This is a genomic window from Acidovorax sp. NO-1 (assembly GCF_000238595.1).
GTDB lineage: Bacteria > Pseudomonadota > Gammaproteobacteria > Burkholderiales > Burkholderiaceae_C > Acidovorax.
On record NZ_AGTS01000094.1, the window covers coordinates 1 to 19,321 of the forward strand.

Here is a 19,321-nt window from a genome sequence, read left to right on the forward strand (position 1 = left end):
TACAGCCAGGCAGTGGCCGAGAGCGCCTACGAACGCTTCGAGACCCTGTTTGCCAGCGTGCCGCTGGCGCTGATGGTGGTGGACGAGCACGACATGGTGGTGCAGGCCAATTCCATGGCGCACCGCTCTTTTCAGCCCACCGAACGCGACCGCCCGCTCACTGCCCTGATGCCTTTTGTGCGCAGCAAGGACGCCCGGCGCGTGCGCGAGGCCTTCGCCCTGGCGCAGGACCTGGGCCGCGGCGAGGTGAAAGAAGTGGTGTTTGACATCAGCGCCGACACGCGCATCACCGGAGACCTGCACATTGCCCACATCGAGGCGCCCCAGGCCAGTGGGCCCCCGCTGTCGCAGTTCCTGTGCGCGGTGATCGACCAGGGCCCGCTGCTGGCCGAGCGCCAGGCCCTGCAGCACAGCGCACAGACCCTGCAGCAACGCAACGAGCAGATCCGAGCCAGCGAAAAGCGGCTGGAGGCCATCATCAACTCTGCGCTCGATGCCATCATCTGCGTGGACCAGCACCAGCGCATCACCGTGTTCAATCCCACGGCGGCGGCCCTGTTCCAGTGCAGTGCCAGCGATGCGCTGGGCAGCCCGCTGGAGCGCTTTTTGCCCGATGCCGCGCAGGCCCTGGCGTTTGCGCAACTCACCACCCAGGCCCTGCTGGGCGAGATGACCGCCCTCACGGCCAGCGGCAAGGAGCTGGCGGTGGAGGTGAGCGTATCGTTCGAGCGCCACGCAGACGGCGAGACCACCACCGTGTTCGCACGCGACCTGACCGGCCGCAAGAAGGCCGAAGCGCACCGCAGCGAGCTGGAAGCGCAACTGCGCGAGTCGCACAAGATGCAGGCCGTGGGCACCATGGCCGGGGGCATTGCGCACGACTTCAACAACATTCTGGGGGCCATCCTGGGCAACGTGGAGCTGGCCAAGGCCGATTGTGCACCGGGCTCGCCGGTGCTGGAGAGCCTGCTGGAGATCGACAAGGCCGGCCGCCGCGCGCGCGACCTGGTGCGCCAGATCCTCACCTTCAGCCGCAACGAACCGCCGCAGCGCTCGGCCGTATCGCTGGCCGAGGTGGTGCATGACACCGAGCGTCTGCTGCGCGTGACACTGCCGCCCGCGATCGAGCTGCACATGCACCTGCAGGCCGGCCTGCCGCCCGTGCTGGCCGACGCCACGCAGGTCGAGCAAGCCCTGCTCAACCTGTGCACCAACGCCGTCCACGCCATCCAGCACCAGGGCATCGAACGCGGCAGCATCCACGTAGAGGCCGCCGCCGTGCAGCCCGACCACCGCCTGAGCGAGCGACTGGGGCTGGCCGCAGGCGATTACGTGGCGCTGACCGTGCGCGACACCGGCCCCGGCATGGACGCCGCCACGCTCGAGCGCATCTTCGAGCCCTTTTTCACCACCAAGCCCGTCGGCCAGGGCACGGGCCTGGGCCTCGCAGTGGTGCACGGCGTGATGCGCACGCACGAAGGCGGGGTGGACGTGCAGAGCTCCCCCGGCCATGGCAGCCGGTTCACGCTGTACTTTCCGGTGGCAAGCACCGCCACCCCAACTGCCCACGTCGCGCCCGTCGTTTTGGCCAGCGGCGCACTGACTGCTCACCCCACCGCAACTGCACCGGGTGACGCGAAAGCGCCCGGCAAAAAACACCGGGTGATGTATGTGGATGACGACCAGGCGCTCGTGTTTCTGGTGCAACGCCTTCTACGCCGACGCGGGTACGAGGTGAGCGGCTTCACAGACCCCCATGAGGCTACGGCCGCGCTGCGCGCCGCCCCGCAGGCTTACGACCTGCTGGTGACCGACTACAACATGCCCGGCTTCTGCGGCGTGGACCTGGTGCGCGAGGCGCGCCGGATCCGCCCCGATCTGCCGGTCGCCCTGGCATCCGGCTATGTGACGGCCGAGATCGAGCAAGCCGCACTGGCAGAAGGTGCCCGCGCACTGATCCACAAACCCAATGACGTGGAGGAACTGTGCGCCACGGTGCAGCGGCTCATAGCGACCAGTGCAGCAGGCGATGACACTGCCTGACCAACTGGCGGGTGGCGTGCAGGTGGTGTATGAAGACGCCGACCTGCTGGTGCTCGACAAGCCCGCCGGGCTGCTGTGCGTGCCGGGCCGGGGGCCCGACAAGCAAGATTGCCTGAGTGCCCGCGCCCAGCAGCGCTGGCCCGGCGCGCTCATCGTGCACCGTCTGGACCAGGCCACGTCCGGCCTCGTGCTGATGGCCCGCCACATCGATGCCCAGCGGCAGTTGAGCCACGCATTTGCCGAGCGCCAGGTGCACAAGCGCTACCAGGCCGTGGTGCAGGGGCTGCTGTACTCGGCAGACCGGTGCTGGAACGAGATCGAACTGCCCATCGCCGCCGACTGGGAGCGCCGCCCGCTGCGCGTGGTGGATGCCGCGAAGGGAAAGCCCAGCCTGACCCGCTGGCGCTTGCTGGCCCAGGACGAGGCGGCATTCAGCTCACGCGTGGAACTCGAACCCGTGACCGGCCGCACCCACCAGCTGCGCGTGCACCTGGCCGCCATCGGCCACCCCATCCTGGGCGACGCGCTGTATGCAGACGAAACCGCCCGACAAAAAACGCCCCGGCTGCTGCTGCACGCCTGCGTGCTGGAGTTTGTGCACCCCCGTCACAGGGCGCCATGTCGTTTCGAATCCGCGCCGGGTTTCTGATGCGCAGCGGGGCCCGTCAGACCAGCGCAAGCACCTCGGCCACCGGCCTGCGCGGCTTGGGTACAGGCATGACCGCAGCACGTCCCACCGCCACCAGCATCACGGGCAATTCGTCGGACTGCAGCCCAAACTCGCTCGCCACCCCCGTTGCGTCAAAACCGCCCATGGGTGCGCTGGCCAGGCCCATGCCCTCGGCCGCCAGCATCATCGTCATGGCAGCCAGCGAGGCCGAGCGCACCGCTTCATCACGCTGCAGCTGGGCATCAGGAGCATGCGCCGCCGTGGCCTGCGCCACCCAGGCGTCCCCCACCGCCTGCCCAAAAACACCGGCACGCACCACGGGCGCGAGCCGATCGGCCAGTGGGGTGTGGGCCTGCAGCGTGCCGCAGATGATGTAGGTGACAGCCGCATCCAGCACCTTCTGCTGGCGCCATGCCAGCGCGTGCAGCCGTGCCTTGGCCGCTGGCGTGCGCACCGCGATAAAGCGCCAGTTCTGCAGGTGGTAGGCCGTAGGCGCCAGCGTGGCCAGGCGCACCAGCTCGGCAATCTGGGCTTCATCCAGCGCATGACTTGCATCGAAAAGGTGGGTGGAGACGCGGGTTTCAATGGCTGAAGCCACGGTGTGAGAAGACATGAAAACACAGACCTTTCAGATCAACAAAGAAAAAAGGAAGGAGCACATCGAAGAGCGGAGCGCCTGGGGTGTCAGCGGCCTGCGCCGCGCTGCGCCATGGCCCACTGCACCGCCAGCACACAGCCCAGCACCGTGGCCATACCCAGCAGCGACACGCCGCGCATGGCTTGCCCCAGCAGCGCCCAGCCCAGCAGCACGGCCGTGAGCGGGCTCAGCAGCCCCAGCGACGCCACCGCCACGGTGGGTAGGCGCTCGATGCCCCGGAACCACAGCACATAAGCCACCAGTGCACCCGCCAGGCACAGGTACACATACCCCCCGGCCTGCGTGGCCGTGAGCGTGGGCAAAGGCGGGTCGGCCCACCAGGCCACCGGCGCGAGCATGAGCCCGCCCAGCAGCAGCTGCCAGCCGGTAAAGGCCAGCACCGGCAGACCGGACTGCCAGCGGCGCGAGAGAAACGTGCCCATGGCCATGCACACCGTGCCCGCCAGCGCCGCTGCCACGCCCCACCCATCCCAGACAGTGCCGGAGGCCAGCAGCATCAGCGCCATACCCGCCACCGCCAGCACGCCCGCCCCCAGCGCCACGCCCGACGGGCGGCGCTGGTCCACCGCCCAGGCCAGGCCCATCACCACCAGCGGGCCAATGGCCCCGACCACGGCGGCGAGCCCGCCCGGCAAGCGATAGGCCGCCACAAACAGCAGCGCCTGGAAGACACCGATATTGAGCGCAGCCAGCAAAGCCATGCGCCCCCATCCCCCGGGCACCGGCCACCGACGCGCCCACAGCACCAGCAGCAGCCCCGCAGGCAGCGCCCGTAGCAGCGCTGCGGTGAACGGCCGGCCGGGTGGCAACAGCTCGGTGGTGACGATGTAGGTAGAGCCCCAGATGATGGGCGCGAGCGCGGTGATGCACACGTCCCACCAGTTGGGTGACGACGACGGTGATGCTGACGAAGTCGAGTTTGAATTCATTTTTATCTTAAATTCAAGATAAATCACTGTAGCATAAAATCTCGAAATCAAGACAAATTACGCACATGCCTGACCTTCGCCCCCCAGACGCCGTGGATGCCATCCTGGCCCAATGGCACACAGAACGCCCCGATCTGGACGTATCCCCCATGGGCCCCATCGGCCGCCTCAAACGCTGCGCGGCATTGATGGACCGGCGACTTGAAGCCGCGTTCGCGCCGTTCGGCCTGTCTTTCTGGGAGTTCGACATGCTCGCCACGCTGCGCCGCTCTGGAGCCCCCTTCTGCCTGGCGCCCACCACGCTGTTTTCAACCCTCATGGTCACCTCCGGCACCATGACGCACCGCATGGGCAAACTTGAAGCCAGCGGGTGGATTGAGCGCCTGCCGAACCCTGCCGATGCCCGCGGTCTGCTCGTGCAACTCACGCCGGCCGGCCTGGCGCTGATCGACCGGGCCCTGGAAGCCCATGTGGCCAATGAGCATGCGCTGCTAGCCCCGATGCGTGCATCCGACGTGGCGGCCCTGGACCGGCGCTTGGCCCAGCTGCTGGCCATACTGGAGCCTGCGGGCGACAGCTGACCGCCACATCCCGCAGTACCATGGCGGGATGCCTCACAACCACCTCTACATCCTCACCGGCGCATCGCGCGGCATGGGCCTGGCCATGGCCCAGCAGCTTCTCAAGAGCGGCAACACCCTGATCTGCATTGCCCGTGGCACCAACCCTGACCTGACCGCCGAGGCCAAGGCAGCTGGCGTCACCATTGAACAGTGGCAGCAAGACCTTTCGCAGGGCGAGCAGGCCGCCCACAAGCTGCAAGCCTGGCTGCAGGCCCAGGGCCCGCAGGCGTTTGCCAGCGCCATCCTCATCAACAACGCGGGCATGATTCCGCGCATCGCCCCGCTGTCGGCCAGCGACGCGGAAGACCTGGCCACCGCCCTGCGCGTGGGGCTGGAGGCGCCGATGCAGCTGACCGCTGCCTTCCTGGGCGCGACCGACGCCTGGACGGTGCCGCGCAAGGTGCTCAACATTTCTTCCGGCCTCGGCCGCCGGGCCATGGCCTCGCAGGCTGCCTACTGCGCCGCCAAGGCGGGCATGGACCATTTCACGCGCTGCGTGGCGCTGGACGAGGCACTCAAGCCCCATGGAGCCAGGGTGTGCTCGCTGGCGCCCGGTGTGATCGACACGGACATGCAGGTTCAGCTGCGCGGCGCCGACCCGGCCGCCTTTCCGGACCGCCAGAATTTCGCCAACCTCAAGACGGGTGGCCAGCTCACATCCCCCGCCGAAGCCGCCACCCGCGTGCTCGCCTGGCTGGAGCGCGCAGACTTCGGCACCAACCCGGTGGCCGATGTCCGGGACGCGTGAATCGAATCATTCCTGTTTTCATAGCTGCCAGCGCATGCTGGATAAGCCCCAGTGGCCAATTTGACCTGAAACCCCTTTGAAAGGATCACCCCATGACCCGTGAAGTCGTCGTCGTCAGCGCAGTGCGCACTGCCATTGGCACCTTTGGCGGCAGCCTGAAAGACGTGCCCCCCACCGAACTGGGCGCCCTCGTCGTGCGCGAATCGCTCGCGCGTGCCAACGTGGAAGGCAAGGACGTGGGCCATGTGGTGTTCGGCCATGTGGTCAACACCGAGCCCAAGGACATGTACCTCTCGCGCGTGGCGGCCATCAACGGCGGCTGCGGCGAGGGCACGCCCGCCTACAACGTCAACCGCCTGTGTGGCTCGGGCCTGCAGGCCATCGTCAACGCCAGCCAGTCCATCCTGCTGGGCGACACCGACGTGGCGATCGGCGCCGGTGCTGAAAACATGAGCCGCGTGCCCTTTGCCAGCCTGAACATGCGCTGGGGCGCCCGCATGGGCGACACCAAGATGGTGGACATGATGATCGGCGCACTGCACGACCCCTTCCACAACATCCACATGGGTGTGACGGCAGAGAACATTGCCGCCAAGTGGGGCATCACGCGCGAAGACCAGGACAAGCTGGCGGTGGAGAGCCACAACAGGGCCGAACGCGCCACGCAGGCGGGTGTGTTCAAGGACCAGATCGTGCCGGTCACCTTGAAGAGCAAGAAGGGCGACGTGTTGTACGCCACCGACGAGCACTTCCGCCCCGGCGCCACGATGGACGACCTGGCCAAGCTCAAGCCCGTGTTCATCAAGGAAAACGGCACGGTGACGGCAGGCAACGCGTCGGGCATCAACGACGCCGCCGCCGCGGTGGTGCTGATGGAAGCCGGTGCCGCCAAGGCGCGGGGCGCCAAGCCCCTGGCCCGCCTGGTGGCCTACGCCCACGCAGGTGTAGACCCCAAGTACATGGGCATCGGCCCGGTGCCTGCCACGCAGCTGGCGCTGAAAAAGGCGGGCCTCACGGTGAACGACCTCGATGTGATCGAGGCCAACGAGGCCTTCGCCGCCCAGGCCTGCGCCGTCACCAAGGATCTGGGCCTGGACCCCGCCAAGGTCAACCCCAACGGCTCGGGCATCTCGCTGGGCCACCCCATCGGTGCCACGGGCGCGCTCATTACCGTCAAGGCATTGCATGAGCTGCAGCGCATCCAGGGCCGCTATGCGCTGGTGACGATGTGTATTGGTGGCGGCCAGGGCATTGCCGCGATTTTTGAACGCATCTGAAGCCCTGCCAGGCCCGGCAGCCATCGCCGTAGGCGATGCTGCCCTCCTGCATTGGCAAGGCCGGCCTTGCGCAGGATCAGCGATCATCCACAGGAGCTGGCACTAAGACCCGCAGAGCCGAACGCGCAGCGCGTTTGCCCCCCTCTCATTGAACCGACGGAGACACCCCCCGCCATGATCCGCACCCTGCTTTCTTTCACCGCCCTCGCTTTTGCCCTGGGCACCACGGCAAACGCCCAGGCCCCGGCTGCGGCCTATCCCACCAAGCCCATCCGCCTGATCGTGCCCTTCCCGCCCGGCGGCGGCACCGACATCCTGTCGCGCCTGGTGGCCACCAAGCTCACCGAAGGCCCCAAATGGACCGTGGTGGCGGACAACAAGGCGGGCGCGGGCGGCACCATCGGCATTGGCGAGGCTGTGAAGGCTGCACCCACGGGCTATGACCTGGTGATGGGCCAAAAGGACAACCTCGTGATCGGCCCCTGGCTCTACAAGAACCTGCCGTGGGACCCGACCAAGGACCTCACGGCCGTGGCCCACGTGGCCTGGACGCCCGTGGTCATCGCCACCAGCGTCAACTCCAAGTACAAGACCCTGGCCGATGTGGTGGCCGCTGCCAAGGCAGCGCCGGGCACCATCACCTACGGCTCGCCCGGCAACGGCACGTCCATCCACCTGGCCGGCCATTTGTTCGAGCAGGCGGCGGGCATCAAGCTCAGCCATATCCCCTACAAGGGCTCCAACCCCGCGCTGATGGATGCGCTGGCGGGCAACGTGGACCTGCTGGTCTCGTCCCTGCCCTCGGCCATGGGCCAGATCAAGGCCGGCAAGCTGCGCCCGCTGGCGGTCACGTCGGCCAAACGCAGCTCGTCGGTGCCGGATGTGCCCACCGTGGCGGAATCGGGTTTCAAGGACTTTGACGTGAGCACCTGGTACGGCGTGCTGGCCCCTGCCGGAACCCCCGCATCGGTGGTGACCACGCTCAATGCAGAAATCAACAAGCTGCTGTCCACCCCCGAGATGAAGGCCGCCATCCAGGCGCAAGGCGCCGAGCCCGAAGCCATGACGCCTGCCCAGTTCAGCGCCCTGCTCAACAAGGAGTACGGGCAGTGGAAAGGCATTGTGGAAGCGTCTGGCGCCAAGATCGAGTAAGGTGCCCTGACGCGCGGCCGGCGCCCCTGGCCGTCCACAGCCGCCCATGGCATGCACCTGCGTGCAGGCCGTGGCCCAGGAGCCTTTACCGTGCCGCAACCTCCCCACAAGTCCGCGCAACGCCCCGGGGCGTCTGCCCCGCCGGCCTCTGCGGCAACCACCGCACCCCAGCCCCCATCCAACATCGGCTCCAAGCTGCTGGTGCTGGTGGGCGTGCTGATGCTCGCGGCCTTGCTGTATGCGGGCGCCACGTCCGGCGCCCGACCCTCGGTGGCGCTGCCGCCTCCAGAGACTGATGTGAAGGCGCCCAGCCCGCCGGCCACCGCCACTGCCGTATTTGCAGGCGGCTGCTTCTGGGGCGTGCAGGCTGTGTTCCAGCACACACAGGGGGTACTGAATGCCGTGTCGGGGTATGCAGGCGGCAGCAAGGAGACGGCCAGCTACCCGATGGTCAGTTCCGGTAAAACAGGTCACGCCGAGGCCGTTGCGATTACCTACGACCCTCAGGTGGTGAGCTATGGGCAGCTTCTGCAGATCTTCTTTTCGGTGGCGCACGACCCGACCGAAATCGACCGCCAAGGGCCCGACTACGGGCCGCAATACCGGTCTGCCATTTTTTACTCCACGCCCGATGAGCACGAGGTTGCCCAGCAGTACATCGCGCAGCTCGACGCCACCCAGCTGCTGCCGCGCAAGATCGCGACCACGCTGGCCCCGCTGGACGCCTTCTACCCGGCAGAGGACGAACACCAGGACTACGCGACGCGCAACCCGCACTCCATCTACATCGCCACGTACGACCGCCCCAAGATCGCGCAGCTCGAGGCTTTGCTGCCCGAGCGTTTTCGCGATACGCCGGTGCTGGTGGCCGGGCAAGCGCCACGCTGAACCCCAAACAAAACGGCTCCATCCAGGAGCCGTTTTGCAGAATGCGCGTATTGCGGGTATTGCGCTTAGTGCGCGTATTGCGCTTAGTGCGCGCTACCGAGTGCCGCGCCTAGTCGCGCACCACCAGCACGGGGATATGGACCACGCCCAGCACGCGCTGGGTGACGCTGCCGAGCACCAGCTTTTCCAGCCCACGGCGCCCGTGCGAACCCATCACGATCAGGTCGGCGCCCGTGCTCTCCAGGGCGCGCAGGATTCCGTCGTGCACTGCATGTCCCTCGCCCACCACGGTGGTCACCGGCACACCGGCATCGGCCATGGCTTTGCGGGTGGCTTCCAGGGCCGTGTTGGCCTCGGCGGTGGCGGCATTGATGTACTGGGCCTGGCCGTAGGCAAAGTCAGCCCCGACGCCGGTGAAAGGATAGGGATCTACCACGTAGACCGCCGTCACGGCGCTGCCAAAGGTTTTGGCCAGCCCGGCGGCCTTGGACACGGCCAGCATCGACGTATCAGAGCCGTCGACCGGAACCAGAATGTGTTTGAACATGGTGCTTCTCCTTGGGTTGAATGTTGTGGCGGGCTTGTGGCCCACACGAACCAGTGTGAACGCCCACCTTACCGCGCATCTTGATTCGCATCAAATTCAATGCAGTTCCAAAGGGATTGTTCAGGCCGCCAGTGCAGGCGGCTCCACCGCGTCCGCCCCCTGAAAGCTGCCCCTGCGGCACGTGATGACCAGGGTGTCGCGGTGGCCCGCTGCCGCCATCGGCTGGATGGGCGTGGTCTCGTGGATCATGCGGGCGTCGTCGAGCAGCAGCAGGGACCATGGCTCGGTGAGCGTGAAGCGCTGGCCAGCCGGGCCGGCGGCTTCGAACACACGGGTCTCGCCGCCCTTCACGCCCTCGCGGCCGACCAGAAACACGGCCACCAGGTCAACCCCGTCGCGGTGTGCCCCCTCGGGGGTGGGCCGTCCGATGCCATCCGTGGTGTCGATGCGAAACTGGTGCGCCTCCACAAACCAGGGCACCGGGGCCCGTGGGCCCGCAAACACCGCGTCAGACACGCCTGCCAGCGCTGTAAGCAGCTGGCGCCACACGGGCTGCGCCACGGTGGCCGCCTCCATGGGCGCAAACCAGCGCTCCATGCCGCCGTGCAAGGCGTTGTATTCCACCGGCTGCCAGTGCGCACGGTGGGGCACCTGCTGCATGTGGCCGCTCTGCACCACAAAGCAGGCGTGGCGCCGCCGCCGGTAGCGGCCGCCATCCTTGAGAAAGTCATCGGGGGGCAAGCCTGCCCAGTCGGCATTCAGCGCCATCAACGCGGCAAGGTCGCAGCCCACCCAGCGTGCCACATCGGAAGGCGCCAGCACGGTATACCCGTGCTGGCGCAGCTGGTGGACGACTTCGGTGGGAGCACTGAACGGGGGAGCGAAAGTGACGTGGGCCATGGGGCAAAGCTTAACCGCTGGTACTGCGGTCTCGCTGCCAACAGCCGTTGATCACATCACGGCGACGCGCCCTTCAGTCGCGGTGCTTGCGCCCTTTGTCCTTGTCTTTGTCCTTGCCATGGCCGCGCCCACGGTCGGCTTTGCCCCCGTGCCGGTGATCGTCGTCCCAATGGCGATCCTGGCGGTCATAGCGACCGTGGCTGTACGGTGGCGGGCCCCGGCGTGGAGGCGGCTCCTGCACAAAGTACACAGGCTGACTGCACGCGTTGTAGCGGGCACAGTGCTTGCCCCAGTTCTTGGCGTGGCCGGGCGGTACATACAGATAGATTGGCGAGCGCGGTACCACCACGGCCGGGCGGTGGATGATGACCGGCTCGGCGTAGATCAGCGGAGGCGGTGGCGCGTTGCCGATGTTGATGCGGCCGTACACGCCAGGTGCCAGCTCGCCTCCCACGGTGGCGTTGACATAGGCCTGTGCGTGGGCGCCGCCTGCGGCTGCGAGCAGCAGGCCTGCAGCCGCGCCCGAAATAAGCAGGCGAAGGGTTTGAAGGGCATTGTTTTTCATGGGGACTCCTTGTATTTGCCACGCCTGGATGGCACGGCAGGTGCACGTGGTCATCGTCAGCATGTCGGCCTGCGTTTGTAACAAAGCCATCGCCAAGATATACCGCCCCGCAGGTTAAAAATGTAAGCAAATGGCGACAACATCGGTGCCCGCGGAATCCACATCCAATTTTTTTCCAAGCCAAATCGGCCTCCAGCGCTTATGCAACATGCGCCTGCAGCTATCATTTTTATGAGGCTTATCAGGCATTGACCCCCATCGCTGCCGCATGCAGGTCGGCTGCGGGGCCGGGGCGTCCGAACAGATAGCCCTGCCAGGTACGGCAACCCAGGCTGGAGAGCATGTCCCGCTGCTCTGCGGTTTCCACACCTTCGGCGATCACGCCCAGGTCCAGGCTCTGCGCCAGCGTGACGATGGTGCGGGCAATCGTCGCGTCGTTGGTGTCCGTGAGCAGATCACGCACAAAGCCCTGGTCGATCTTGAGCTGGTCGAGTGGCAGGCGCTTGAGGTAGCTCAGGCTGGAATAGCCGGTGCCAAAGTCGTCGAGCGCAAAGCCGATGCCCACCGCCCGCAGGGTGGCCATGCGCTGGATGGTGTCCTCCACATCGTCCAGCAGCAGCGTTTCGGTCAGCTCCAGCTTCAGGCGGTGGGGGTTGGCGCCGGTCTCGTCGAGCACGCCCAGCACCTCGTCCACAAACTGGCTGTGCCTGAACTGCCGTGCGCTCACATTGACGGCCAGCGTCCAGCGCGCAGTCACGGGGTTCCGGGCCCACTCCACCAGTTGCAGGCAGGCGGTGCGCAGGATCCATGCGCCCAGCGGCACGATGAGACCCGAAGCCTCGGCCACCGGAATGAACTCGGCCGGGGACACCAGCCCACGCTGCGGGTGCTGCCAGCGCACCAGCGCCTCGGCCCCCACAATGCCGTCGTGCTCGCGGATCTGGGCCTGGTAATGCAGCAGAAACTGGCCGTCCCGCAGCGCTTCGCGCAAACCGGCTTCGAGCAAGGTGCGCGCCGTCACGTTGGCCTGCGTGCGCGGGTCGAAGAACCGCAAGGTGTTTCGCCCTGCCCCCTTGGCCTGGTACATCGCCATGTCGCCGTGCTTGAGCAGTTCGTCCACCGAGCCCCGCGCATCGGCATACAGCGCAATGCCGATGCTGCAGGAGCTGTGGTGTTCATGGCCGTCCAGCCGGTAGGGCTGGCTGAGCGCCTGCAGCACCGTGCGCCCCACGGTCTCGGCCTGGGCAGCGGCCTCCTGCACGTTGGCGGCGAGCCCCTCCAGCACCACCACGAACTCGTCGCCCCCCAGGCGCGCCACCGTGTCCCCCACCCGCACGCAGCCTGCCAGGCGGGCGCCCACCTGGCGCAGCAGCTGGTCGCCCAGTTCATGGCCCTGGGTGTCGTTCAGGTCCTTGAAGTTGTCCAGGTCCACAAACAGCAGCGCGCCCCCTGCACCCGAGCGGGCTGTGGCGGCCAGGCTGTGCTGCAGCCGGTCGGTCATGAGCCGGCGATTGGGCAGGCCCGTGAGCGGGTCGTAGAACGCCAGCAGGCGGATCTCTTCCTCGGCCGCCTTGCGGCTGGAGATGTCGATCTGCGTGCCCACGTAATGGGTGATCTCGCCTTCGGGCGAGCGCACCGCCGTGATGGTGATCCACGCCGGGTATTCCGTGCCGTCCTTGCGCCGGTTCCACACCTCGCCCTGCCACATGCCGGTGGTGTGCAGCGAGTTCTCAAGGCTGGAATAAAAAGCCGCGTCATGTCGGCCCGACTGCAGCAGGCGCGGCGTCTGGCCCACCAGTTCCTCCACGGTGTAGCCCGTAAGCCGTGCATACGACTGGTTGGCCCGCAGGATGCGCTTGTCCGGCGACGTCACGATCATGCCCTCGAACGACTCGAACACCGTGGCAGCAATCTGAAGCGACTCCTCGGCCTTGCGGCGCTCGGTGATGTCGGTCGAAATACCGCACAGCGCAACCACGCTGCCTTTCGCATCGCGCAGCGGAATCTTCACCGAAAGAAACGCCCGCTGCGGGGCGCCTGTCGCCGGGGTATTGAGCTCCTCCACCTCCAGGCTCTCACCGTCCTCCAGCACGCGCCGGTCATTGGCGCGCAGCGATTGCGCAGTGGCAGCGTCAAAAAAAGCCCCATCGTCCTTGCCCACAACCTCCTGCGAGGGCAGGCCAAAGTACTGGAGCGTATGGTGATTGGCGTACTGGTAACGGTAGTCCTTGCCCTTGATGTAAATGAACGCACCCACGCTGTCCAGAATGGTCGCAAGCTTCTGCTCGCTGTCCTTGAGGTGGCGCGTGCGTTCCTGCACCTTGCGGCGCAGCACGACCACCGACAGCGCCGCCAGCAGGCTGAAGGCCAGCAGCCCACCCAGCCCCCACCAGATCCAGGGCGCAATCCGCACCGGCTCATCGGCCGCACTCCAACGGCGCAAAACCTTCGCGTACGCCGGGTCGGCACCGCTGCGCCAGTCCTTGACCGACCGGTCTATCGCCGCCAGCACATCGGCATTGCGCCCTGCGCCCGTGGCAAAGAACAAGGCTGCGGGCTGGAACACGATGCCCGAGTCCACCATGCCGTAGCGCTGCGAATACAGGTTGCCGAACCGATGGTTGGCAATCACCGCATCGGCCTCGCCCTGCTGCACCATGGCAAATGCGCCCGTGAAGCTGGAGGCATCCACCAGCGTGACCTGGATGCCGAAGCTGTCCATCATGTTGCTGAAGGCGGCACGCTGCACCGAACCCTCCAGCACCGCCACGCGCTTGCCCTGCAGGTCAAGCATCGAATAGATGGGGCTGCCCGGCGCACGGTAGATCTGTGACCAGCTGTGCAGCACCGGCAGGCTGTGAAAGTCAAACAGGATGTCGCGCTGCTCAGACTGCGCCACGTCGGGCATCAGGTCGATCCGCCCTTCGCGCAGGGCGTCAAGGCAATCTTGCCAGTTGCACGGCACATATCTGAGCGACCATTGCTCCCGCGCGGCCACCATCTCCAGCAGGTCCACAAAGATGCCTGCAGCCTTGCCATCGGCGCCAACAAACACCTTGGGCTCGTTGGCATATATGCCCACGCGCAGCTCGCGCGGCGCCGCCGATGCCATGGCGCCAGCGCCCAGCACGGCCAGCAAAACCAGCCACCGCAGGCCCGAGCCCCATCGACAACGCCAGTACATGCCAGGATTCAAGTCAGGCTCCACAGAGGATGGACACCCCATGGTAACGAATGCTTGCAAATACCACCAAGGGGAATCTGCGGACGGCCTTGGAGTAGCATGTAACCACACCAAGCCCCGCCCAGGAGACAGCGATGCCCCATGAACGCCGTCACTTCGTTCGCGTCAGTTTCGATGCACCCGCCCTGCTCACCACGTCCAGCAATGCCTTCAGCGTGCATGTGCAGGACCTGTCCCTCAAGGGCGCACTGATCGTTGCGCCCGCGCAAGCGGGTCTGGAGCCGGGCATGCTCTGCCAGATCACCATTCCGCTGGCAGAAACCGGCAATCACATCGCGATGTCTGCCGAAGTGGCGCACGTGGAAGGCCTGCACACCGGCCTGCTGTGCCGGGGCATCGACCTGGACAGCGTCACCCACCTGCGCCGCCTCATCGAGCTGCAACTGGGAGACCCGGCCCTGCTGGAACGGGACCTGGTCGAGCTGACGGGTGCCAGCCCAACCCACTGAGAACCGGCGGGCTACTGCGCTTCCTGCTCCTGCAAGGCCCGCCACATGACCTTGCCGCTGCCACTCTTGGGCAGTGCGCTGACAAACTGCACGATGCGCGGCACCTTGTACACGGCCATGTTCTCGCGGCACCAGTCGATGATCTGCTGCTCGGTGGTGTCCTGGTGCGTGGCGCGCAACACCACCACGGCTTTCACGGTCTCGCCCCGGTAGCTGTCCTTGGTGGCAATGATGCAGGCCTCCTGGATGGCGGGGTGGCGAAACATCAGAGCCTCCACCTCGGCCGGCCACACCTTGAAGCCACTCGCATTGATCATGCGCTTGAGCCGGTCGGTCAGGAAGAAGTAGCCGTCATCGTCCATGCGCCCCAGGTCGCCCGAGCGGAAGAACCGCTTGCCCTCAAAGTCAATGAACGCAGCCTCCGTGGCGTCCGGGCGCTTCCAGTAGCCTTCAAACACCTCGGGGCCGTGGATGATGATCTCGCCCTGCTCGCCCACGGGCACCTCCTGCAGGGTGTCCGGGTCAATCACCCGCGCATCGGTGCTCATGAAAGGAATGCCCAGGCACTGCTGCTTGGGGTGGTCTGGCGGGTTGGAGTGCGACGGCGCTGCGGTTTCCGTCAGCCCATAGCCTTCTGCGTAGCGCAGGCCGTACTGCTCCAGCAGTCGCTGGGCCACCGCCTGCGGCATGGCGGCACCGCCACCGCCAATGTAGACCAGGCTCGACAGGTCGTAGCTCGCAAAATTGGGGCTGCCCAGCAGGTCGATGACCATGGTGGGGATGTTGGTCCAGTTGGTCACCTGGTAGCGCGAGATCAGGCGCCCTGCCAGGTCGCGGTCCCACCGGGGCATGATCACCAGGGTGGCCGCGCTGTAGATGGACGCATGCATCACGCTCACCATGCCGGTGATGTGGAACATGGGCACCACCGCCAGCGTCACGTTGTCCACCGAGCCGTTGCCCCACAGGCTGCTCGCCACCGCGTTGTGCATGATGCTTTTGTGCAGGTGCATGCAGCCCTTGGGCAGGCCGGTGGTACCACTGGTGTAGGGCAGCAGCGCCAGGTCACTGGGCCCCACCACCAGCTCGGGCGGCGCCTCCGCGCAGTCCACGACATCCGTCCAGGTGTGGACCTGGCCGCCGTCGAGCCCCGGCAGCGGGTGCCGCGTACCCAGCCACTCCGACCAGGCTTCGGGCGGCGCGTCGATACCGGACACACCCGCATCAAACGCATCGGTGAACTGCGTGACCACCAGGTGCGCCAGCCGCTCGGCACCGGGCAGCGCGTTGCTGGCCTTGGCCAGCTCGGGCGCGAGATCACCCGTGGTGAAGGCCACCTTGGTATCGGGGTCGGTGATGTAGTGCTTGAGCTCTTCGGCCCGGTTCATGGGGTTGACGGGCACCACCACCGCGTTGGCGCGCAGGATGGCGAAATGCGCCATCACCAGCTGCGGGCAGTTCTGCATGCACAGCACCACACGGTCGCCGCGCTGCACGCCCAGTTGTGCCAGCCGTGCGGCCAGGCGCTCGGCCCCCTGCATCAATTGCAGGTAGCTCAGCGTGCGGCCAAAAAAGACCAGCGCCGCCTTGTCCGGATAGCGGCGCGCGCTGATGGCCAGGTTGTCCCACAGTGAGGTGGATGGCAGCGTGATGGATTTGGGCAGACGGCGGGGCCAGAACGGGTGGTGAGGGCGCATGGAAGATCCTTTGCTCCGAGGCTATGCAGCCTTGCAAGGCGGGGGCACTAGGGAAGGTCCGTAGTGAGGGTCGCAAATGCGACTGGTGCCGTGGTGCCGTATGCGCCTCTTTGCGTGCCGCTTGCAGCACCCACCTGAATGGCGCAAAATGCGCCACTCAGGAGAATTTCATGGCCGCCACCCCGTTTGCATCCGTCAAGCTACCCAGCCACCTTGTGGAACAGGCCCGCCAGGCCGCGCAGCCCATGCGCCGATCGGTGGCCAGCCAGATCGAATACTGGGCCACGCTGGGCCAGATCGTGGAGCACACCGGCCTGAGCGTGCAAGAAGCCCGCACCGCCATCGAGCAATACGAAGCCGCCCCCCACGCACAGGCCACGGCCCCCGCCTCGGTCGATGCACTCACCGCCCGCCTGCTGGCCGCGCAGACCAGCGGCTCGCTGGCCCAGCGCGTGCGCGCAGTGGTGCGAGAAAACCAGTCCCACGCCGTGTGAGCGGATGGCGACCGCCCCACCACGTTGGTTCCACCTGCTTGCTGGCCCCAACGGTGCAGGCAAATCCACGCTGTACCGCGCCCTGGTGCGTGAAGGCATCCTGGGGCCGCCGCTCGAGTTCGTGAACGCTGACCTGCATGAACGTGCGCATCTGCAGCACATCGCCAACCCGCAAGACCGCTCCGAAGCCGCCCGCGCCTGGGCCGACGCGCGCCGCACCGCCCTGCTGGCCGCCCGCACGCCGTTCGCCAGTGAAACCGTGTTCTCCCACCCGTCCAAGCTGGCCCTGATCGCCGAGGCACAACGCCACGGCTTCACTGTGGCGCTGTACATCGTGGCGCTGGACGACCCGGCCCGTCTGCTCGACCGCGTGGCCCAGCGCGTGCGCGAAGGCGGCCACCCCGTGCCGCCCGAACGCATCCTGGCGCGCTACCCGCGCACCATGACCCATCTGGCCCAGGCAGTGCAATTGGCCGACGTGGCGTATCTGTACGACGCGGCAGAAGTCACCCAGGGCGGGCCGCGCCTGGTGGCCGTTCACACCGCTCTGGCCACCACGGCGCTGGTGGATGCCCTGCCCGCTTGGGCGCAGCGGGTACTCAGTGGTGCAGCGACGGAATGATCTTTAGAAATACATGCAAAAACAGGCTCTATCGCTGGCCCATCAAGCGCAAGCAGCTATGTTTTTGTGAGTAAAACTGCCAACGCTGCGATCGGGAAACATGGGCTCGGACATAGCGGAAACCGAGTTGCCCCGGTAGGTGTGCATTTTTGCAGATTCAAAGTGCATCAATATCCATTGTTCAAACAATTATGCACAGCTAACATGCGTTGTTGATGGGGCGTGCGCCTGGGCTTTTCTCGGCGCGCTCTGCACAGGTTTCTTTGCTACTTTTTCTCAGGAGACATCCATGGACGCATCCACCGCCGTCAAGGCCCCCACCGTCAAGCTGCTGATCGGCGGCCAGTTCGTCGAATCCAAGACCACCGAGTGGCGCGACGTGGTGAACCCCGCCACGCAAGAAGTGCTGGCCCGCGTGCCGTTTGCCACGGCCGAAGAAATCGATTCCGCCGTGGCCTCGGCCAAGGAAGCGTTCAAGACCTGGAAGAAGACGCCCATCGGCACCCGCGCCCGCATCTTTCTCAAGTACCAGCAGCTCATCCGCGAAAACATGGGCGAGCTGGCTGCCACCCTGACCGCCGAACAAGGCAAGACCCTGCCGGATGCCGAAGGTGACGTGTTCCGTGGCCTCGAAGTGGTGGAACACGCCGCCAGCATCGGCAATCTGCAACTGGGCGAGCTGGCCAACAACGTGGCCGGTGGCGTGGACACCTATACCCTGTTGCAGCCGCTGGGCGTGTGCGCGGGCATCACCCCCTTCAACTTCCCCGCCATGATCCCGCTGTGGATGTTCCCCATGGCGATTGCCACGGGCAACACCTTCGTGCTCAAGCCCTCCGAGCAGGACCCCATGGTGACCATGCGCCTGGTGGAACTGGCGCTGGAAGCCGGCATTCCACCCGGCGTGCTCAACGTGATCCACGGTGGCGAAATGGCCGTGAACGCGATCTGCGATCACAAGGACATCAAGGCCGTGTCGTTTGTGGGCTCCACCAAGGTGGGCACCCATGTGTACAACCGCGCCACCCTGGCCGGCAAGCGCGCGCAATGCATGATGGGCGCCAAGAACCACGCCATCATCCTGCCCGACGCGAACAAGGAACAAACCCTCAACGCCATCGCCGGTGCCTCGTTTGGCGCCGCCGGCCAGCGCTGCATGGCCCTGCCGGTGGTGGTGCTGGTGGGCGAGGCGCAAAAGTGGATCCCCGAGCTGGTGGCCAAGGCCAAGACGCTCAAGGTCAACGGCGGCACCGAAAAGGGCACCGATGTGGGCCCGCTGGTGTCCTGCGCCGCCCTCGCCCGTGTGGAAGGCCTGATCGAGCGCGGCATTGCCGACGGCGCCACGCTGGAGCTCGACGGCCGCAAGCCCACCGTGCCCGGCTACGAAAAGGGCAACTTCGTGGGCCCGACGATCTTCTCGAACGTCAAGCCCGGCATGGCCATCTACGACCAGGAAATCTTCGGCCCCGTGCTGGCCCTGGTGCCTGCGGCCGATATTGATGAAGCCATCGAGTTCATCAACGCCAACCCCAACGGCAACGGCACCGCCATCTTCACCCAGTCGGGTGCGGCAGCGCGCAAGTTCCAGGAGGAAATCGACGTGGGCCAGGTCGGCATCAACGTGCCAATCCCCGTGCCCGTGCCGCTGTTCTCGTTCACCGGTTCGCGCGCTTCCAAGCTGGGCGACCTGGGCCCTTACGGCAAGCAGGTCATCATGTTCTACACGCAGACCAAGACGGTAACGGCACGCTGGTTTGATGACAGCACCACGTCGCAGGGTGTGAACACCACGATTAGCTTGAAGTGACATCCCCC

18 protein-coding genes are annotated in these 19,321 nt (G+C 66.3%); 11 read left to right on the forward strand and 7 right to left on the reverse strand.

The annotated features are described in order from the left end of the window. Together KYG_RS15320 and KYG_RS15325 are read left to right on the forward strand one after the other, a co-directional pair. The coding region (locus tag KYG_RS15320) for an ATP-binding protein (RefSeq protein WP_008905833.1) at positions 1 to 2,043 on the forward strand (2,043 nt) is incomplete at its 5' end. Next, on the forward strand, positions 2,030 to 2,692 hold the full coding sequence (locus KYG_RS15325; protein ID WP_008905834.1) for an RluA family pseudouridine synthase: 663 nt from the start codon (positions 2,030 to 2,032) through the stop codon (positions 2,690 to 2,692). The genes KYG_RS15320 and KYG_RS15325, both read left to right, overlap by 14 nt. A gap of 16 nt (positions 2,693 to 2,708) precedes the next feature. Here the strand turns inward: KYG_RS15325 and KYG_RS15330 are convergent, their stop codons facing one another. Together KYG_RS15330 and KYG_RS15335 are read right to left on the reverse strand one after the other, a co-directional pair. Continuing rightward, a complete protein-coding gene (locus tag KYG_RS15330; protein ID WP_008905835.1) occupies positions 2,709 to 3,326 on the reverse strand; it encodes a nitroreductase family protein in 618 nt (205 codons plus the stop codon). 71 nt (positions 3,327 to 3,397) lie between these two features. Then, on the reverse strand, positions 3,398 to 4,300 hold the full coding sequence (locus KYG_RS15335) for an EamA family transporter (protein WP_050813871.1): 903 nt from the start codon (positions 4,298 to 4,300) through the stop codon (positions 3,398 to 3,400). Between the two features lie 65 nt (positions 4,301 to 4,365). Between KYG_RS15335 and KYG_RS15340 the strand changes: the two genes are divergently transcribed. The 5 genes from KYG_RS15340 to msrA all read left to right on the forward strand — a co-directional run bounded on the left by KYG_RS15340 (position 4,366) and on the right by msrA (position 8,988). Beyond that, on the forward strand, positions 4,366 to 4,881 hold the full coding sequence (locus tag KYG_RS15340; protein WP_008905837.1) for a MarR family winged helix-turn-helix transcriptional regulator: 516 nt from the start codon (positions 4,366 to 4,368) through the stop codon (positions 4,879 to 4,881). A 28-nt stretch (positions 4,882 to 4,909) separates the two neighbouring features. Further along, complete coding sequence (locus KYG_RS15345; RefSeq protein ID WP_008905838.1) at positions 4,910 to 5,671, forward strand: SDR family NAD(P)-dependent oxidoreductase; 762 nt, start codon at positions 4,910 to 4,912, stop codon at positions 5,669 to 5,671. A 92-nt stretch (positions 5,672 to 5,763) separates the two neighbouring features. Next, entirely contained in the window at positions 5,764 to 6,948 is a 1,185-nt protein-coding gene (gene bktB, locus KYG_RS15350) for a beta-ketothiolase BktB (protein ID WP_008905839.1), read from the forward strand. A gap of 174 nt (positions 6,949 to 7,122) precedes the next feature. After that, positions 7,123 to 8,100, forward strand: coding sequence for a tripartite tricarboxylate transporter substrate binding protein (locus KYG_RS15355; protein WP_008905840.1), 978 nt, complete (start codon positions 7,123 to 7,125; stop codon positions 8,098 to 8,100). A gap of 51 nt (positions 8,101 to 8,151) precedes the next feature. Continuing rightward, a complete protein-coding gene (gene msrA / locus KYG_RS15360; RefSeq protein WP_008905841.1) occupies positions 8,152 to 8,988 on the forward strand; it encodes a peptide-methionine (S)-S-oxide reductase MsrA in 837 nt (278 codons plus the stop codon). 109 nt (positions 8,989 to 9,097) lie between these two features. Here msrA and KYG_RS15365 read toward each other — a convergent pair whose 3' ends face one another. From KYG_RS15365 to KYG_RS25420, 4 genes are all read right to left on the reverse strand, one after another. After that, the gene (locus KYG_RS15365) at positions 9,098 to 9,535 is read right to left on the reverse strand and encodes a universal stress protein (protein ID WP_008905842.1); all 438 of its coding nucleotides are present in this window, start codon (positions 9,533 to 9,535) and stop codon (positions 9,098 to 9,100) included. A 120-nt stretch (positions 9,536 to 9,655) separates the two neighbouring features. Next, complete coding sequence (locus KYG_RS15370; protein ID WP_008905843.1) at positions 9,656 to 10,435, reverse strand: 2OG-Fe dioxygenase family protein; 780 nt, start codon at positions 10,433 to 10,435, stop codon at positions 9,656 to 9,658. Between the two features lie 73 nt (positions 10,436 to 10,508). Beyond that, entirely contained in the window at positions 10,509 to 11,000 is a 492-nt protein-coding gene (locus KYG_RS15375; RefSeq protein WP_008905844.1) for a hypothetical protein, read from the reverse strand. 241 nt (positions 11,001 to 11,241) lie between these two features. Next, positions 11,242 to 14,196, reverse strand: a complete 2,955-nt coding sequence (locus tag KYG_RS25420; protein ID WP_304412028.1) for an EAL domain-containing protein — start codon at positions 14,194 to 14,196, stop codon at positions 11,242 to 11,244. Between the two features lie 122 nt (positions 14,197 to 14,318). Here KYG_RS25420 and KYG_RS15385 point away from each other — a divergent pair, with 122 nt between their 5' ends. Further along, positions 14,319 to 14,693: a PilZ domain-containing protein gene (locus KYG_RS15385; protein WP_008905846.1), complete on the forward strand. Its 375-nt coding sequence runs from the start codon at positions 14,319 to 14,321 to the stop codon at positions 14,691 to 14,693. A gap of 11 nt (positions 14,694 to 14,704) precedes the next feature. Here KYG_RS15385 and KYG_RS15390 read toward each other — a convergent pair whose 3' ends face one another. Beyond that, positions 14,705 to 16,390 (reverse strand): long-chain fatty acid--CoA ligase, encoded by a 1,686-nt coding sequence (locus KYG_RS15390; RefSeq protein ID WP_008905847.1) that lies wholly within the window; start codon positions 16,388 to 16,390, stop codon positions 14,705 to 14,707. A gap of 170 nt (positions 16,391 to 16,560) precedes the next feature. Here KYG_RS15390 and KYG_RS15395 point away from each other — a divergent pair, with 170 nt between their 5' ends. The 3 genes from KYG_RS15395 to KYG_RS15405 all read left to right on the forward strand — a co-directional run bounded on the left by KYG_RS15395 (position 16,561) and on the right by KYG_RS15405 (position 19,313). Next, positions 16,561 to 16,884, forward strand: coding sequence for a hypothetical protein (locus KYG_RS15395; RefSeq protein WP_008905848.1), 324 nt, complete (start codon positions 16,561 to 16,563; stop codon positions 16,882 to 16,884). Positions 16,885 to 16,888: 4 nt separating this feature from the next. Further along, the gene (locus KYG_RS15400; RefSeq protein WP_008905849.1) at positions 16,889 to 17,506 is read left to right on the forward strand and encodes an AAA family ATPase; all 618 of its coding nucleotides are present in this window, start codon (positions 16,889 to 16,891) and stop codon (positions 17,504 to 17,506) included. 289 nt (positions 17,507 to 17,795) lie between these two features. Further along, on the forward strand, positions 17,796 to 19,313 hold the full coding sequence (locus KYG_RS15405) for a CoA-acylating methylmalonate-semialdehyde dehydrogenase (RefSeq protein WP_008905850.1): 1,518 nt from the start codon (positions 17,796 to 17,798) through the stop codon (positions 19,311 to 19,313). Positions 19,314 to 19,321 lie beyond the last annotated feature (8 nt).

What these genes read in the sequence shown, in the direction of transcription:
- KYG_RS15335 (WP_050813871.1), bottom strand. Translation starts at nt 4,300, where the DNA reads ATGAATTCAAACTCGACTTCGTCAGCATCACCGTCGTCGTCACCCAAC.
- KYG_RS15405 (WP_008905850.1), top strand. Translation starts at nt 17,796, where the DNA reads ATGGACGCATCCACCGCCGTCAAGGCCCCCACCGTCAAGCTGCTGATC.
- KYG_RS15325 (WP_008905834.1), top strand. Translation starts at nt 2,030, where the DNA reads ATGACACTGCCTGACCAACTGGCGGGTGGCGTGCAGGTGGTGTATGAA.
- KYG_RS15385 (WP_008905846.1), top strand. Translation starts at nt 14,319, where the DNA reads ATGCCCCATGAACGCCGTCACTTCGTTCGCGTCAGTTTCGATGCACCC.
- msrA (WP_008905841.1), top strand. Translation starts at nt 8,152, where the DNA reads ATGCACCTGCGTGCAGGCCGTGGCCCAGGAGCCTTTACCGTGCCGCAA.
- KYG_RS15375 (WP_008905844.1), bottom strand. Translation starts at nt 11,000, where the DNA reads ATGAAAAACAATGCCCTTCAAACCCTTCGCCTGCTTATTTCGGGCGCG.
- KYG_RS15400 (WP_008905849.1), top strand. Translation starts at nt 16,889, where the DNA reads ATGGCGACCGCCCCACCACGTTGGTTCCACCTGCTTGCTGGCCCCAAC.
- KYG_RS15390 (WP_008905847.1), bottom strand. Translation starts at nt 16,390, where the DNA reads ATGCGCCCTCACCACCCGTTCTGGCCCCGCCGTCTGCCCAAATCCATC.
- bktB (WP_008905839.1), top strand. Translation starts at nt 5,764, where the DNA reads ATGACCCGTGAAGTCGTCGTCGTCAGCGCAGTGCGCACTGCCATTGGC.
- KYG_RS15395 (WP_008905848.1), top strand. Translation starts at nt 16,561, where the DNA reads ATGGCCGCCACCCCGTTTGCATCCGTCAAGCTACCCAGCCACCTTGTG.
- KYG_RS15365 (WP_008905842.1), bottom strand. Translation starts at nt 9,535, where the DNA reads ATGTTCAAACACATTCTGGTTCCGGTCGACGGCTCTGATACGTCGATG.
- KYG_RS15340 (WP_008905837.1), top strand. Translation starts at nt 4,366, where the DNA reads ATGCCTGACCTTCGCCCCCCAGACGCCGTGGATGCCATCCTGGCCCAA.
- KYG_RS15370 (WP_008905843.1), bottom strand. Translation starts at nt 10,435, where the DNA reads ATGGCCCACGTCACTTTCGCTCCCCCGTTCAGTGCTCCCACCGAAGTC.
- KYG_RS15330 (WP_008905835.1), bottom strand. Translation starts at nt 3,326, where the DNA reads ATGTCTTCTCACACCGTGGCTTCAGCCATTGAAACCCGCGTCTCCACC.
- KYG_RS15355 (WP_008905840.1), top strand. Translation starts at nt 7,123, where the DNA reads ATGATCCGCACCCTGCTTTCTTTCACCGCCCTCGCTTTTGCCCTGGGC.
- KYG_RS15345 (WP_008905838.1), top strand. Translation starts at nt 4,910, where the DNA reads ATGCCTCACAACCACCTCTACATCCTCACCGGCGCATCGCGCGGCATG.